Genomic DNA, 15,480 nt, shown 5'->3' on the forward strand with positions numbered 1-15,480 from the left:
TCCGGCCGCTTGTTCACACGCTTACTAGGACAACAAGGCAATCCGATCCTTATACTTTGCAATCAACGCCCGGTTATGCTCATCCGAGCCGTCGATATTTCCGCTTAAAAATACGGGAGGCCGGAACCCTTGCTCAATCATTATTTCAATGGATTCCGCCAGCAGCGCGTTCAATATGGCCGCTCCGATCACCGTCGAGCTCGGCGCGAACGGCACCGGCAGACCGGGATGAGTTAACACCGCGTCCCCTTTAACCGAGTAATTGTCGATCACCAGATCGACGGCGTCCGCCAGATGCCGGCCGCTTTCGTGACGCGACGGCTGGCTTTTGGAATATTCCAGCGAAGTGATGCCTACCGTATAGGCTCCTTTTTCCTTGGCCATCATCGCCACGTCCACAGGCACCGGATTGCGGCCCGATGTGGACAGGACGAAGACGACTTCATCCCGCCGGATATCCTGTTCCTTCATAAACCCGGCGGCAAGGCCGTTCTGCCTCTCCAGCTCCGACGAGCGCACCGCTCCTTCATGGAGCATCAGCTTTTCGACGAAAATCGGACGAATCGGCACGAGCCCTCCGGCCCGGTAAAACACTTCCTCGGTCAAAATATGCGAATGTCCGCAGCCGAACAAATGAATAATGCCTCCGCCCCGGATGCAGTCCGCCACTTTACCGGCCGCTTCGCGTATCGTTCCGGCCTGTTCGTCACGAACCTTGTTAAGCAGCTCTCCTATAATATCAAAGTATTTGGTCATCATCGTTCTCACCTCATAGCTCCTGTTGTCATACTTTCTTCAGCAGTCCGTCATTCTGTTCCAGCCGGAGATTCGGCGTGCTCCCGTTTCGCCTGAAGCACCATCTCAGCCATAACATCCAGGCTTCGCTCGATAATCCTCCGCCCTTTTTCCTTCGTCGCCAGCGTTGCATCCCCGAGCACCGCAGAGGAAGTCATTTCCTCCCATGGCGTAGGCGTGCAATCGGCATCGTCCGGGATATGCGGAGCTCCGTCGATCGCCCGGCTCATATCCACGTATTCCTCTGCGAGATAAAGCATATAAGACGTTTCAATCTCATCCGCATGCATATAGCTGGCGTGGGCGGCGGGAGTTTCCCGTACCTCGGCGGTAATTTCCTTCGTTCCCGGATAAAAGAAATAAAACACTTTCAACCCGGGCACCCTGTCATATAACACCCGCGCGGCCTCCTTCAGCGCCACCGCATTGCCGAGATGGCCGTTGACCATGACAAAGACGCGGAACCCCTGTTTGTACAAGCTTTCGCCGATATCGGCCAGCAGCCGGATAAGAGCTTCGTTGGAGACGTTGATGCTCCCCGGGAAATTGCGCAGGCTCCACACTTGGCCGTAAGGAAGAACCGGCAGAACGAAGCTGTCCGTCCGCTCCGCCAGCTTGTCCGCGAGTCTGGCCGCCAGCAGGTTGTCCGTACCGAGCGGCAGATGGGGGCCATGCGCCTCGACCGCTCCGACCGGAAGTATAACCGAGCGCTTGCTGCGGATTTTCTCCTGCACTTCATAGGAATTTTCGAGTTCGAAGTTCATCGCGCGCTCCTCCTTATTTTTTGAATGAGAAGCAGTTTGCCGGGTTGCTTATAAAAAATTTATTAATCAGCTTCTGCCCGTCAAAGCCCGCACGATTCGCTTCATCTATAAAACGCGGCACCCATTTGGCTATAATGTACTCCAAGCCGAGGCCGTGATCGTAATGCTTGTAATACGTTTTCCGGGCGGTGTCTCCGCTGATCAGTATTTGATCCTCGTGGCCTTTGCGGACAAGCTCCAAGATCAGCGCAATCCGCGTGCTCTCCGGCGCATATTTGATTTTGCCGATGCCGTCGAAGCTCATATAAGCGCCGGTCGCCGCAATCTGCGCATGATAATACGGATCGGGATTGCGGTCCATATGCCCGAGGCTCAAGTAAGTCAAATCGACGCCTTCGCTCTTCAGCAGCTCGATTTGCTCCAGCGCCATCGTCCCGACTTCCGTATGGGAATGGATCGGGGCTTTCGTCTCGTGATGGGCGCGGGCGACGGCGCGCAGCGTCTTCTCCTCCAGCGGCGTGATGCGGTTGTACCCTGTGCCGAATTTCACCTGACCGGCTTTGAACGGCGAGCCCTCGAGCCCTTCTTCCACTTCGCGGATGACGAAGTCCGCCAGCTCATTGATGCTCTTCGCTTCGATCCACTGCGTATACGTCGCATAGTCGCCGGTGAGCGGCTTCAGCTCCTCCTTGATTTGCGCGTCCCACAGGAAACTCTTGTTGAAACCGGCCGTGCCGACGATGCGGATGCCGGTCTCAAGAGCAATTTCCTGCACCGCCTGAACGTCGCGCCCGTAATCGACCGCCGTCGCATCGACGATCGCGCGGCCGCCGTGCCGTTTGAAATCGAGAACGTCCAGCTTGGATTTCTCCTTATCGTCGAGCAGCAGATCGTCTTCTCCCCGCTCCTGCCAGAAGGCCGGACGGCATACGATATGCTCATGAGAATAGGTGAAGCCGAGTTCTTCCTTGCGGATATCTCCATGTAAAGTACGTATAAAGCTCATAAGGTTTCTCCTCCACTCTCTATTTAAGTATGAACGCCGGCAGCGACAGGAAGATCGAATGGATACCGGTGAACAAGCAGACTCTGGTAAGCCAAAACAGTCTGTAGAAGCGGCAGCGTTCGCCTTTATCCCCGGAGTTCAACCGTCTTGCGAATTAACGATTCAAGAAACCCGGGGACAAAAGCGATTGTTTCCCGTTAAAAGAACAGCTTCGCCAGGAAATGCAGCACCGGCCCGATGATGAACATATCGGAATCCGCCGCCCACATGGCCGTATCCGGCACCGTCGAAGCGATAAAGAAGCGGACCATCAAAAATTGTCCCCATGCGACAATGGTCGATGTAATAAAGCCGCCGATCACGGCACCGCGCACGCCGCCCGTCGAGTTGCCGAACACGCCGGCCGTAGCCCCGTGGAAGAACAAGACGATCATCGTCGGCACGAAGATGTAGGAAACCGTGTTGCCCAGTACAAGCAGCCAGATGATGGCACCGCCGAAAGCTCCCAGGAAGCCGAGAACGACCGCATTCGGAGCGTAAGGATACACTACCGGCGCATCGAGAGCCGGCTTGGCTCCGGGCACGAGCTTGGTTGCAATCCCGTTGAAGGCCGGCACCAGCTCGCCGACGAACATCCGGACGCCCATCAGCACGATGGCGATACCGCCTGCGAATGTAAACGATTGGATAATGGAATAAATAATAAAGTTCTGGTCGCCCGATTGCTTGATCAATTCCTCGGCGGCCGGCGTTCCTTTGGTCGATAAGATGACAGCCCCGATCAGGAACAAAATCCCCATGCTGAGCGCAGTAATTACGTTGGAATCGCGAAGAAACTCGAAGCCCTTCGGCACTTTAATTTTCTCGGAATCATTGTTTTTATTGCCCAGCAGCTTGCCGAATAACGCCGCCAGCAAAGCAACCGAAGCCGACGTATGACCGAGGGCGATATTGTCGTTGCCGGTAATTTTGCGCAGAAACGGCTGAACGAGCGCGGGCTGGAACGTCCAGTACAAGCCGAGCACGACGGCAAGCATCAACACAAGCTTCCAGATCGCGACGCCGCCGGCGGCATGCACGATAACCCCGGCAAAAATCGTCGATGTCCAAAACATCATATGTCCTGTCAAATAAATGAATTTAAACCGGGTGAAGCGGGCCAGCGCCACGTTAATCAAAAAGCCGACGAGCATGGCCAGAGTGACGGCGCTGCCGAACTTGCCGTTAAACGCATCCTGCCCCATAAAAGTGCCGAGCGAGCCGCTCTCCAGACCGAAGACTTCCTTCCACATCGGCTCGAACACGTTCAAGGCTTTGACGATAACATCGGAACCCGCGCCGATGACGAGGAACCCGATGATCGCCTTAAAGGTGCCGCTGACGAGCTGGCTCGTGGACTTCTTCTGAAGCAGAAGACCTACCAGAACGATAAAGCCGAGCAGAATGGCCGGTGTTCCGAAAATATTGGTGGCGATCCAAAAAAGCACGTCCATAAAGCCCTCTCCCTTCTAAAAGTGAATTACATTACTTCTTCCAATTTTTGTTTAATTTCATTGTTGTCGAAATAGTTGTTGACGATCACGATTTTGGCCGCATGTCCTTGCAGACTTTGTGCCAGCTCGTTGCTGGTGATGATGTAGTCGGCGGCCGTTCCGGATGCCGTAGAAACATCCGTATGCTCCACATCCGCGCTGACTCCCATGCCGCTCAGCACATTTTCCACATTCATTCGCAAAATCAGGCTTGTTCCTTGTCCCAGACCGCATACGCATAAAATTTTCATTGTTCGTTCCCCCTAATTAGTTGTTGGATGGTTTCCACATCGGATGCTTGCTTGAATTGTTCCACGTTGTCCGGATTGCTTAGCAAGGTGGTCAGCTTGCGCAGCATGGCGATATGCTCCGAGCTGTTGGAGCCGCCGAGCGCGAATACAAGCTGTACCGGATCGTTGGCCGAATGGCCGAATGCGACAGGCTTCTTTAACCGCAGAAGCGAGACGGACGCTTCCTTCACCCCGTCCTCCGCACGGGCGTGCGGCAGGGCGATGCGAGGCGCGAGAACGAAGTAAGGGCCTTTGTCGCGGTAAGATTGCACCATCGCTTCGGCATAGCGCGCTTCCGCAGCCCCCGCTTCCGCCAGCAGCGCTCCCGCCAGGCGTATCGCCTCCTCCGCCGTCTCGGCTTCAACATCCAAGGCAATCAATGACGGTTCTAAAAATTTCATTTCTCATCTCTCCCCAATCCGGTCGCTTCATCGGGTGTATGGACCGGCGTGTAATAGCTGCAATATTTGTTTCTTCGTGCTGGCCTCCTTGAGCCGAGTCAGGCTCTCCTGCTCTCTCAGCAGAAGCGTCAGCTCCGACAGCGCCTTCAGATGGGATTCGCCGTCGATCGCCGCCAATACGAGAATAATCTGCACCTGATGGCGGGCTTCCTCCGAGAAAGCGACCGGCTTCGCGAGCCGCAGCAGACTGATCCCGAGCTTCTTCACCCCGTCCTGCGGCTTTGCGTGAGCGATCGCGATGCCGGGCGCGACGACGATGTAAGGGCCGAGCGCCTCGACCTTGGCGATCATCGCTTCGATATAAGCCTCGTCGATGCGCCCGTCGCTCAGCAACGGCTCGGCGGCTTCGCGAATGGCGCTCCGCCAATCGGCCGCTTCCTTCTTCACGCGGATCATCGGCTCCGTAAGCAGATCGGTCAGAGACGGCTTGCGCGCCTCGCTGAGCCACGTCTTCCCCGCAGACAAGTAACGGTTCAGCTCCTCGGCAAGCCCCTGCTCGTTATGGACCTCGGCATGCTTGCGGACAATATCCAGCAGCGCCTGAACCGTGCTCGCCTGCGTTCTCGACTTGAGGCCGGCGACCGTGTTGATCCGGTTCAACAGATGCTCCTTGTCCTTGTCGCTCAAAATCGGATTGACCACGAACACGGGCGCTTTGCTGCCTGGCAGCGGCACCGTCGAGAAAATAAAATCGACGCTCTCCTCATTGAACGACTCGTATTCGCGCAGCGACAGCACCGCCGTAATATCGACGGCCGAGAACAGATGGTCCAGCTGGATCTTAAGCATCCGCGAAGCGGAGATGCCGTTGACGCAGACGATCGCCGCCCGCTTTCTTGCCGCCGGCTGCGTGTTCTCCCTGCGCAGCCAGCCGCCGAAGTGCATCGCCAAATAGCCGATTTCGTTGTCGTTGAGCTTTCGTCCGACCATCCGTTCAAACGGCGCCGCCGAACGGCGGGTGATCTCGAACACTTCCCCGTATTTGGAGCGGATATTGTCCAGCAGCGGATTTTCCAGCTCAAGACCGTACAAGATCCGATAGTACGCCGGCTTCAGATGGACGAGCAGATTGTCCTCCATTGTCTCCCGGTTCGGCAGAAATACGCAGGCATGGCGCTGAAAATCGTCGACCATCTGCTTGGCCGCTTCCCGCAGACGCTGAATGACTTCTGCGGAGCCGGTCATTTGCTCCACCCGGTTGACCCGGGCGCCGAGCAGATGCATCGTCAGGTAGCAGACTTCTTCGCCGGGAAAGGAGACGCCGAACATCCGGCCGAGTTCTTCCGCGATGCGGGCGGCGGCCGCGAATTCCGGCATCTTGCGGAGCACGCCGCGCTCGTCTTCGTCGATCGAAATGAACCGCGCCTCCTGAATCCGCCGCGTATACAGCAGGAAGCGGGTGGTCAAATTAAAAATCATCTCGTCGGTCAAATCTGCGCCCATCGCCATTGCGCTATCCGCAATAAGTCGGTACACCTGCTTCAGCTGCTCTTCCTTCATAGGAGGAAACAGCGCCTCGGTCAGATCGGGCTCGCCCGGCTCATGCTTGCGGTGAAACGCTCTCTCCCAGCCCGGTCCCCCGGCAATATGCCCGAAGTAACCGTTTAGCGCCTTCCGCTTGTCGCTCTCGTCTCCCTGAACGCGATAGCCCTGCTTGCGGTCGTAGGTTAGCCGGAGCTTCCAATCTTCCAGCTCCGGACGGACGATATTCAAATCCTTGAGCACGGTTCCTCTGCTTACCTGCAGAAGGTCCGTCAGATGGTGCACGAATAGCGGCTCCTCCGCCGACAGCAGCTGAAGCGCCAGCCAGGCAAGCCTCTCTCTCGGGGATAAATAGTATGGCTGGGCACCGCCCCCTTCAGCCAGCTGCGGAATGCCGCTGCGGCTCTCGTCCGGCAAATAATAGCCGGCGGTCCTGACATATTCGACCGGCGGAAGATGAATCGCTTTCAACCATCCGTTAATTTTGTCCATATCATAATAAACGGTTCGTCTGGAGATGCCGAGCTTTTGCATCAGCTCTTCCAGCGATACATAATCCGCTGCGTCCAGAAGCAGCGTCAGCATCCGGGTACTGCGTTCGTCCAGAATACGGCATCAACTCCTTTACCGTTTAGTGTGACGCTTTTTTCAGTTCGATTATACCTACAGACGGGAAAGGAAAGACAGTTCAATTTGTGGAGGTCCGTTTGTGCAAAAGTGAACGCAAAATAACCCCGCAGCGCGGGGCTTAAGTTTCGAAGCAGTGGTAAACATTTGCCGTTTCGGGCATACTTAACATGAACATCTTCGGGAAGCCCGGCGATTCTAGAAGCCTGGCGAACAAGTTCCGTCAGACAAACTTCTAGCCGAGCTTGAAATGCTCGGACACCATATCCCATTCGTGAATGTCGTACGTTCTCGCCTTCTTGATCACATACGGATCGTTCTCGGCCCAAGCCTTCACCTCGCCCAAGCTTTCGGCCTTGTAAATCACCATGCCGCCCCAGCCGTCGGCGAACCGTCCGTTGGCGATAATGCGCCCCAGGCTGCGCTGGCGGTCCAGGTAGGCGAGATGCTCCTCCCGAAACTGCGCGCTCTTCTCCGCATCCAGCATCGGCAGCAAACAAACGAATATGCTCATCGGGTTACGCCTCCTTGCTGTTTTTGCCGCAAATACATCGCCGACATATCCTGTGCGGCCAGACCGGTATCCGCCGCTTCGGACAGCAGCTGCAGCACATGCCGTCCGAGCGGAATGTCCATGCTCCGTCCCGACGCCATCTGCTGCGCCAGGCCGACGTCCTTGTGCAGCAGCTTGAGCGCGAAGCCGGGGGCGTACTCGCTGCGCGAGATGAACTGCGAATAATGGCGCTCCAGAATCCGGCTTTGCGCGAAGCTGTTGGTCAGTATCGGCACCAGCACATCGGCTTGCACACCCATCTCTTCACCCAGCGCCAGCGCTTCGCTCGCCGCCTGCGTATGGATGCCGACCATCAGCTGGTTCAGCAGCTTGACGATCGTGCCGCTGCCCGTGCCGCCGACATGATAAATGTTGGAGCCCAGCTTCTCCAGCACCGGAAGCGCCTCCTTGAAATCTTCCTGCCGTCCGCCGACCATAATGCTCAGCGTTCCCGCCGCAGCTCCTGTCGTGCCGCCGCTGACCGGCGCATCGAGAAAGCGGACGCCTCGGGCCTCCGCCGCCTCGGCGATCGTCCGGTTCACATCGGGCGACACCGTGCTGAAATCGATCAGCAGCGCGCCTTCTCGGGAGCTCGCGATCAAGCCGTCGCCTCCCGTGTAGACGTCCAAGACGTCCTGCGGCATCGGCAGGCAGGTCATCACAATATCCGCTTGCATGGCGGCCGAGGACAGCGAGCCGGCGACTTTCCCACCTCTCTCGCGGAACCGTTCCTCCGCTCCTTTGCTCCGGTTCAATCCGTACACTTCGTAGCCTGCCTGAACCAGGTTCGCCGCCATCGGCAGCCCCATATTGCCCAGGCCGATAAAAGCCAGCTTCATGCTCCACTCCTCCTTGTTGTGCGGCGAGAGCTCCCAGCCGGAAGCCCCGCCCGCCGGGTCCTTACTTGAACAACTGAATTTCCCCGTCCGCCATGCCGTCCTTAACCGCCTTCAGCCTGGAGAACGTCGCCTCGTCGTAATGGCCGAGAGAGATGCCGTCAATGCCGTAGTTGCTGAGCAGATTGACGCTCGTGCGCAGCACCTGCTCGTTCGATTCGCCTTTATCCGTCGGCCGCACGTCGACGGCCGCAATCAAATCCTTCTCGTAGCCGATACCCCTCCTGATTTTCATCAGCTTCTCCCGCTTCGCTCTCAACTGGGCAATGTCGCCGAGCCGTTCGGCATAATCGGATTCCCGCACCGAATCGATATAATCCTTGATCGCCGAGAAGCTTAATCCGGCCATCTCCGGATATTTCAAATACGTGTTATAGCGGAACTCCACCTTCGGATTCGCTTCCTTCACGCGGGCGTAAATGCCCTGGAACAGCGAGGTGATGCTCTTCTGCCTGAATTCAAGCCATTGATATAAGGACGGATTCTCCAGCAGAAAGCCCGCCGCCGTCAAATTGCCGGCATCCAGCAGCTTCTTCTCCATCAAATCCCCCAGCTCGGCCTGCTTCGCCACGTCGTACAAGCGGGACAGATCGGCCGTTATTTTCTCCCAATCGTACCCCATCTGCTGCGCCTTCGCTTTGCAGCTGTCGCAGAAGCATCCTCCTTCCAGCGAGCCGATCAGCAGGTCCAGCTCATGATCGGTGCTCGCGCCGTCGTTCGGCACCTTCGTCCTCGCGCCTTCATGGAACAAGATGAGGCAGCTTTGAATAAAATCGATATCGTGATTTTTGGCCGTGTCGTAAAACAGCGCCAAAATATACTCCCGCACATGATCGTTGTTCGGACACAGCAGCTTTCCGATGTTGCCCACGATCTCGCCTTTTACGTTGCGCTGCATCGTATAAGGAAACTCGGACATCGCGACCTTCGCGTCAAAAATCGTATGGGATATTTCGCATCCCGCCTTCAGGCCGTTTTTTCTGGCGCTCTCGATGAGCGTATCCAGCCAATCGGTTCCCTTCAGCCATTCCACGGAGCTGTAGATAGGCTTCAGCGGCGTATTGCGGAAGTTGTTCTCGTCCATCCGGTAATAAACCCGGCTGTCTTCCGGCAAGTAAAACTTGCGCTTCGGATTGTGCGGATAGTACAGCCCCCGCAGAGGACGCTTTTCTTTATGCATAATGCCTACCAAATACACGCTGTTGACATCGGCGTGCTCCATCAGATTGCCGACGCACGCATCGGCGCCTTCATCGTGCAAATCCCAAGGGTACAAGCTGGCGGCAATTTCTTTAATATACATGGGTTTCCCTCCCGATTACGTTGTAATTGAACGGGGCGTTCATCCGGCGGTCAGCCCTTCACCGAGCCGATCATGACGCCTTTGGCGAAATGCTTTTGCAAAAACGGATAGATGAATAAAATGGGCAGAACGGCCAGCATGATCGATGCCGAGCGAACCGTTTCCGACGGCGGCGAGGAATCTCCGATGGACGCCTCCATCCCCGCCGTCTTGGCGCTGTTGTCGAGCACGAGCGACTTGACGAGCACCTGCAGCGTCCACTTCTTGGAGTCGGTCAAAAACATGACGGCATTGAAGTACGTGTTCCAATGCGATACCGCAAAAAACAGCAGGAACGCGGCCAGCGCCGGTTTGGACAGCGGCAAAATGATGCGGATAAATACGCCGAGATCGGTACAGCCGTCGATTTTGGCCGATTCGATAACCTCGTGCGGCAGCGAGTCCATAAAGCTTTTGACGACGATCAGGCTCCAGGCGTTGGTCAGCGCCGGCAAAATGAGCGCCCAGTACGAATTCATAAGCCCGAGCTGCTTGACGAGCAGGAAGCTCGGGATAATCCCTGCGCTGAACACAAGGGAGAATACGACCAGGCCGTAAATGAGCTTCCGGTGGGGAAGCCGCTTTTCCGTCAAACCGTAAGCCATCGTGAAGGTAAACAGCAAATTCAGAACCGTTCCGCAGCACGTGATGAAGACGGTGCTCTTTAAGGCGTTGATAAAGCTGTTCGACGACAATATGTAGCTGTAAGCTTCGAGCGACCATTTCTTGGGAAACCATTGGAACGAATAGGGCACGTACACGGAACGGTCCGTCAGCGACACGACCAATACGTAGAAGAAAGGAAATATGCAGCAGACCGAAATGAGCGCAAGCAGTACGTAATTGACATAATCGAATGCGGTGCTTTTTTTGCGGTGCACAAAGCTCATCTTTCGTATCCCTCCTAATAAATGCCTTCGTGCCCCATTTTTTTGACGATATAATTGGAAGTCATCACTAAAGCGAGACCGACGAACCCTTTGAAAAAGCCCACCGTGACGCCGATGCTGTACATCCCCCGCAGGATGCCGTTGTTGTACACATACGTATCGAACACATCGGCCACATTCCGCACCAGCGGGTTCATCATCAGCAGCACCTGCTCGAAGTTCACATCCGTCATATGGCCCAAACGGAGAATGAGCAGCACGACGATCGTCGGCCGGATCGCGGGCAGGGTGACATGCCATATTTGCCGGAAGCGGCTCGCTCCGTCGACGACGGCCGCCTCGTAACGCTCCGGGTTGACGCCGGCGATGGCGGCGAGGAAGATAATCGTCCCCCAGCCGGTATCCTTCCATATGCCCTGCACGGTCAGCAGCCCCCAGAACAGCCTGCTGTCGTTCATAAAGGAATAAGGCTCGAGCCCCATCGTTCTAACGATTTTATTGACCAGCCCCACGTCCACGGACAGCATGAAGAAGGTGAGGCTGGCGATGACGACCCACGACAAAAAATGGGGCATATACACAAGCGACTGGTTGATCCGTTTAAACGCCTCATGCCTGACTTCGTTCAGCATGACCGACAGCAGAATCGGCAGCGGGAAAAAAAAGACGAGCCCGAAGATATTAATAAGCAGCGTATTGCGCAGCATAATATAAAAATGCTCGTCGGCAAACATCTCCGCAAAATATTGGAGTCCGACCCACTGGCTTTGGGCGAAGCCTACGACCGGATTATAATCTTTGAAGGCGATGAGAAGCCCCCACATCGGAACGAGCTTGAAAATGACGAAGAACAGAAAGCCCGGCAGCACCAGCAAATACATGTGCCGGTATTTCACATAAGCGGACCAGCGCCGGCCGAGCCGTTCGTTCAGTTTGAAAGAGGCTTTGTGTAACGCAAGCTCCCTGGATTTCATATGCCAGCTCCTTCCGGCTTAGCCAAAATACTCTTTGTAGCTTTGGGCCGTCTCCATAAAGGCTTTTTTGAGGGCGGCGTTGTTTCTGAGCCCGTCGATAAATTTTTTGTATTCATCCATCGTAATTTTCCCCATAATCGCTTCCGTCCGCTTCGTTTCGAATTCATCGGCATACTTCGGCCATTCGGCGGCCCATGTCGCCGAGCGGACGATTTTGAACGGATCGACCGTCAGCTTATCGTACACGACCTTGACCGTTTCCCGGTTCGCCAGGTCGACTTCGACCGGCGCCAGCGGACTGTCTACCTTATCCCATTCATTGCGTTTAATCGAGAACGGATCGTTGGTGAAGCTTTGAATTTCCTTCAAGCCGACATCCGTCATAATATATTTGCCGTTCTCCACTTTATGATGCGTGCCCTCGTAGCCGTAGAAGAGCGCTTTGGAATTCTCTTCGCTCGCCGCCCGGTTGAACACCTCCAGTATTTTCTTCACCTTGTCTTCCGGCACTTTCTTCGGGATGAACAGACCGCCGGTGTAGCCCGGTTCCAAATAAGAGGCGTTGCCGCCGGGGCCGGTAATATACGGAACGATGTCGACTTCGGCGGACGGCTTGATCTTCTTGTTCTCCTGCTCCATCCGGTACTGATGCCAGAAGTTTTTCGTATGGAATACGGTTTTGCCGGCTGCGAAGAAATTGTCCGGCTCCGCCCCCTTGATCGCGGAAAACTCCGGCGACATCAAGCCCTCCTTGTACAGCATCCGGTACCATTCGACCATGCTCGTATACCCGTCCGTCAGCACGTTCCGGTACATCCCGCCTTCCGCATTGTACTGCGGCTTAAACGAGCCGAAGGCAGACTGCATGTTTTCCATAAATAAGGTGCCGATCATTTGCGGATTTTTGGCTTTGACCGCCTTCAGGGCGTTATACAGTTCGTCGGTCGTTTGCGGCAGCGGCACTCCCGCTTCATCGAGCAAATCTTTGCGGATCAAATACCCGGTATTAATCTGCGAGCGGGCCCGGGGGATGAAGAAATGCGTCCCTTTGTATTTGGAATATTTCCACGCCGATTCGGGAATGTTTTTCTTCAAATTCGGATATTGGCTGAAGTCGCCGAGGAACGGGTCCAAATCCCAGAATACGCCTTTCTCGACCGCATTCAGCGTGTTGATGTCGTCGGGGTTTTGCGCGGAGACCACATCCGGCAGCTCCCCGGAGGCAAGCGCCAGGTTCAGCTTGGTTTGAAACTCGGGATCGGGAATCCACTGAACGTCCATCTCCAAATTGTTTTCCTTTTGAAAGCGCGTCCAAAATTGATTTTTCATATCCGGCACTTCGGCGAATGTCGAGACCATCGTGCTGTAGCGGAACGGCTTATCCGCAGCCCCCGCCTCGGCTCCGTCGCCGCCGCCTGACTTCGTTCCCGCGGTTTCGGACGAGCTGCAAGCGGATAATGCGGATAGTGCGGCCAGCGATAAAGCCAGCGTAAGGAAAGCGGCCGATTTCTTGATCACCCTTTTTTCCATTTCAACCAACTCCTTATCTTGAATAGACGCCATTCTCAACCCGTTAACGGAGTCACGTCCAGCAGGGACGCCCGTTCATTCAGCTTGTCGATCAATCCCTTCGGCACATCGATTCCGCCCCGGCTCAAGATGCCGACCCTGCTCTCGGAAGAACGTTTGCCGGGGACGATCAGACCGGGCGCGCGCGCTTCCATCCGGCCGATCAGCTCGGACGTTCTGCGGGCGAGACCCTCCCGTCCCAATAGTCCGTCCGCTTTAATGCAGACGGCCGTATGAGACGGCACGCCGACTTCGCCTGTGCCTGGTTGAGGCTCGTCGATCAGCTGGCCTTCGGACAGGAGACCGGTCAGTATTTCACCGAGAATCGTCAGGCCGAAGCCTTTATGTCCTCCGATCGGCAGTCGCGTGCCTCCCTTCGGTAGCGACATCGCCGCAGGGTCGTCGGTCGGATTGCCGTCCGCATCCAGCCCCCAGTGCGCCGGCACCCGTTCCCCCGCCTGCGCCTTATCGGACAATACGCCGTTCGAGGCGTACGCCAGACAGGCGTCGAACATTAAGGGGTAGCCTTTGTCCGTAGGCACCGCGTAGCCCATCGGGCTCGTGCCGATCACTTTCTCTTTGCGGCCGGGAGCTCCCATCGTCGGCGCGCCCCTCGTTACGATATAGCCGATGTAGCCGTCTTGCGCAGCCGCCTCCACATACGGAGACGACGCCAATATATGGCGGGTGTTGCGGATCGCGCACAAGCCGATGCCGTGTTCGTCCGCCAGCTTCTCGGCGCGTCTCATAATGAACATGCCGCACAGCTCGCCGAGCCCGTTATCTCCGTCGTAATTTTCCAGCGCGGCATATTTATGCAGCCTTTTGATCGCGGGCTTGGCGTTAATGCCGCCTTTCAGCAATTGGTCAATCCGGCCCGGGAGCTCATAAATATCGTGATGCCCGACGCCCCGGTACGTCGCCCGCATGAAGACGTCGGCTACTACGCCCGCATGCTCTGCGGATAACCCGGCCGCCTTGAGCAGCTCATATGTTAACCGTTCCAGCTCCGATAACGAAATGCGAACCAAGCTCTGTCCCTCCTCTAAAAATGTGGTGAAAAAGTCCGTTTGCAAAGGCGAACGCTTACGCTTTTCCTGATTCAAATGGCCCCTCCGCTCTTTTTTCACCGGGCTTTTGCCCAACGCAGTCTTTGCACCTGATTCGCCTGACGCGGGGAGCTTATTGAAGCCGGTGCGCATCAGGCGGTCCCGCCGTTCTTTATAATCCATACCAAGCTCTGGCATTATCGGAAAATATGCGCTTGCGCAAATCGACCGGAAGCTTGGGAAACGCGAATTGCGGAGAATCGAAATCCCAATGCGGGTAATCGCTGGCGAACATCAGCAGCTGCTTCGCATCCATCATCTCCAGCGTCTGCAGCAGGTGGCTGTCCTGATCCGGCCGCTCCAGCGGCTGGGAGGTGATGCGGACATGATCGCGCAAATATTCGCTCGGCCGCTTCGTCAGCCACGGCACTTCATAGCGCAGCGCTTTATATTCCGCGTCGAGCCGCCACATCAGCGCCGGCAGCCAGGCGACGCCGCCCTCGACCAGAACGATCCGGAAGTCCGGAAATCTCTCGAAGACGCCCTCGGTAATAAAGCTGACCAAATGCGCTTGAAAGCCGAGAGAAAGGCATGTATGCCACTCGATATAATGGGTCGGATACCCCGGCGAAGGCTGAATGTTAATGCCCATTCCGTCGGTGCCCGGGTGAATGGCGAACGGCAGGCCGTGGCGGGCGCAAGCCTCGTAGATCGGATAATATTGCCGCTGCCCGAACGGCGCTCTCGCGCCGGAATCGGTCATCACCTGCACGAAATGCGGATGCCCCGCCCACTTGTCGATCTCGGCGGCTGCGGCGGCGGGATCTTGATGCGCGATCGTGATCGAGCCCTTGAATACGCCGTCATAGTTATGCTTGCCGAGCCATGTCTCGGCGAGCCATTCATTGTAGGCCGCAGCGATCGCCGTGGCGAAATCGGGGTCCGGGTGCAGGTTGCAGAACGCCCGCGGAAGCAACACGCAGTGGTCGATTCCGTACGGCTTAATATGCTGCTCCCTTAGAAAATCGGGGTCCGATCCTCCGGGACCGCCGCCGGGAGGCCGGGAATCGAGCCGCTCCCCGTGAACGGGATTGCTGTAATGGCCCCGGCCTCCGCCGTTGTACCGGTCGCGCCACGGCTGGCTCAAGTAGGCTTTGATCGCGTCCTTATCGGCGGGATAAGGATGCACGTCGCAATCGATGATGCCATACGGATAATGGCTGTGCCGGTTGATTTTGTCCATACGATCT

The 15,480-nt window shown here is 56.3% G+C and carries 15 protein-coding genes; all 15 read right to left on the reverse strand.

Annotation, left to right across the window (positions count from 1 at the left end; genetic code table 11):
* Positions 1-24: 24 nt before the first annotated feature.
* Positions 25-759 carry an SIS domain-containing protein gene (locus N0M98_RS09050; protein WP_259617650.1) on the reverse strand — a complete coding sequence of 245 codons (735 nt, stop codon included), beginning with the start codon at positions 757-759 and terminating at the stop codon, positions 25-27.
* Positions 760-806: 47 nt separating this feature from the next.
* Positions 807-1,559, reverse strand: coding sequence for a creatininase family protein (locus tag N0M98_RS09055; protein WP_249861726.1), 753 nt, complete (start codon positions 1,557-1,559; stop codon positions 807-809).
* Between the two features lie 13 nt (positions 1,560-1,572).
* The gene (locus N0M98_RS09060; RefSeq protein WP_249861725.1) at positions 1,573-2,565 is read right to left on the reverse strand and encodes a phosphotriesterase family protein; all 993 of its coding nucleotides are present in this window, start codon (positions 2,563-2,565) and stop codon (positions 1,573-1,575) included.
* Between the two features lie 197 nt (positions 2,566-2,762).
* Positions 2,763-4,058, reverse strand: coding sequence for a PTS ascorbate transporter subunit IIC (gene ulaA, locus N0M98_RS09065; RefSeq protein WP_259617617.1), 1,296 nt, complete (start codon positions 4,056-4,058; stop codon positions 2,763-2,765).
* A gap of 26 nt (positions 4,059-4,084) precedes the next feature.
* Positions 4,085-4,348 carry a PTS sugar transporter subunit IIB gene (locus N0M98_RS09070; protein WP_249861723.1) on the reverse strand — a complete coding sequence of 88 codons (264 nt, stop codon included), beginning with the start codon at positions 4,346-4,348 and terminating at the stop codon, positions 4,085-4,087.
* Positions 4,345-4,788 carry a PTS sugar transporter subunit IIA gene (locus N0M98_RS09075; RefSeq protein ID WP_249861722.1) on the reverse strand — a complete coding sequence of 148 codons (444 nt, stop codon included), beginning with the start codon at positions 4,786-4,788 and terminating at the stop codon, positions 4,345-4,347. Before N0M98_RS09075 ends, N0M98_RS09070 begins: the two co-directional genes overlap by 4 nt.
* A 27-nt stretch (positions 4,789-4,815) precedes the next feature.
* The gene (locus N0M98_RS09080) at positions 4,816-6,915 is read right to left on the reverse strand and encodes a BglG family transcription antiterminator (RefSeq protein ID WP_249861721.1); all 2,100 of its coding nucleotides are present in this window, start codon (positions 6,913-6,915) and stop codon (positions 4,816-4,818) included.
* 277 nt (positions 6,916-7,192) lie between these two features.
* Positions 7,193-7,471 carry a YciI family protein gene (locus N0M98_RS09085; RefSeq protein ID WP_259617618.1) on the reverse strand — a complete coding sequence of 93 codons (279 nt, stop codon included), beginning with the start codon at positions 7,469-7,471 and terminating at the stop codon, positions 7,193-7,195.
* Positions 7,468-8,349: an NAD(P)-dependent oxidoreductase gene (locus N0M98_RS09090; protein ID WP_259617619.1), complete on the reverse strand. Its 882-nt coding sequence runs from the start codon at positions 8,347-8,349 to the stop codon at positions 7,468-7,470. Before N0M98_RS09090 ends, N0M98_RS09085 begins: the two co-directional genes overlap by 4 nt.
* Positions 8,350-8,410: 61 nt before the next feature.
* A complete protein-coding gene (locus N0M98_RS09095) occupies positions 8,411-9,709 on the reverse strand; it encodes a hypothetical protein (RefSeq protein ID WP_259617620.1) in 1,299 nt (432 codons plus the stop codon).
* Between the two features lie 50 nt (positions 9,710-9,759).
* A complete protein-coding gene (locus N0M98_RS09100) occupies positions 9,760-10,638 on the reverse strand; it encodes a carbohydrate ABC transporter permease (protein WP_249861717.1) in 879 nt (292 codons plus the stop codon).
* Positions 10,639-10,652: 14 nt separating this feature from the next.
* Positions 10,653-11,612: an ABC transporter permease gene (locus N0M98_RS09105; protein WP_259617621.1), complete on the reverse strand. Its 960-nt coding sequence runs from the start codon at positions 11,610-11,612 to the stop codon at positions 10,653-10,655.
* 18 nt (positions 11,613-11,630) lie between these two features.
* The gene (locus N0M98_RS09110) at positions 11,631-13,142 is read right to left on the reverse strand and encodes an extracellular solute-binding protein (protein WP_249861715.1); all 1,512 of its coding nucleotides are present in this window, start codon (positions 13,140-13,142) and stop codon (positions 11,631-11,633) included.
* A 35-nt stretch (positions 13,143-13,177) separates the two neighbouring features.
* Positions 13,178-14,212 carry an Ldh family oxidoreductase gene (locus N0M98_RS09115; RefSeq protein ID WP_249861714.1) on the reverse strand — a complete coding sequence of 345 codons (1,035 nt, stop codon included), beginning with the start codon at positions 14,210-14,212 and terminating at the stop codon, positions 13,178-13,180.
* 190 nt (positions 14,213-14,402) lie between these two features.
* A complete protein-coding gene (locus tag N0M98_RS09120; RefSeq protein WP_259617622.1) occupies positions 14,403-15,473 on the reverse strand; it encodes an amidohydrolase family protein in 1,071 nt (356 codons plus the stop codon).
* Between the last annotated feature and the right edge of the window lie 7 nt (positions 15,474-15,480).

Source organism: Paenibacillus doosanensis (genome assembly GCF_025060755.1).
Taxonomy (GTDB): domain Bacteria; phylum Bacillota; class Bacilli; order Paenibacillales; family NBRC-103111; genus Paenibacillus_S; species Paenibacillus_S doosanensis.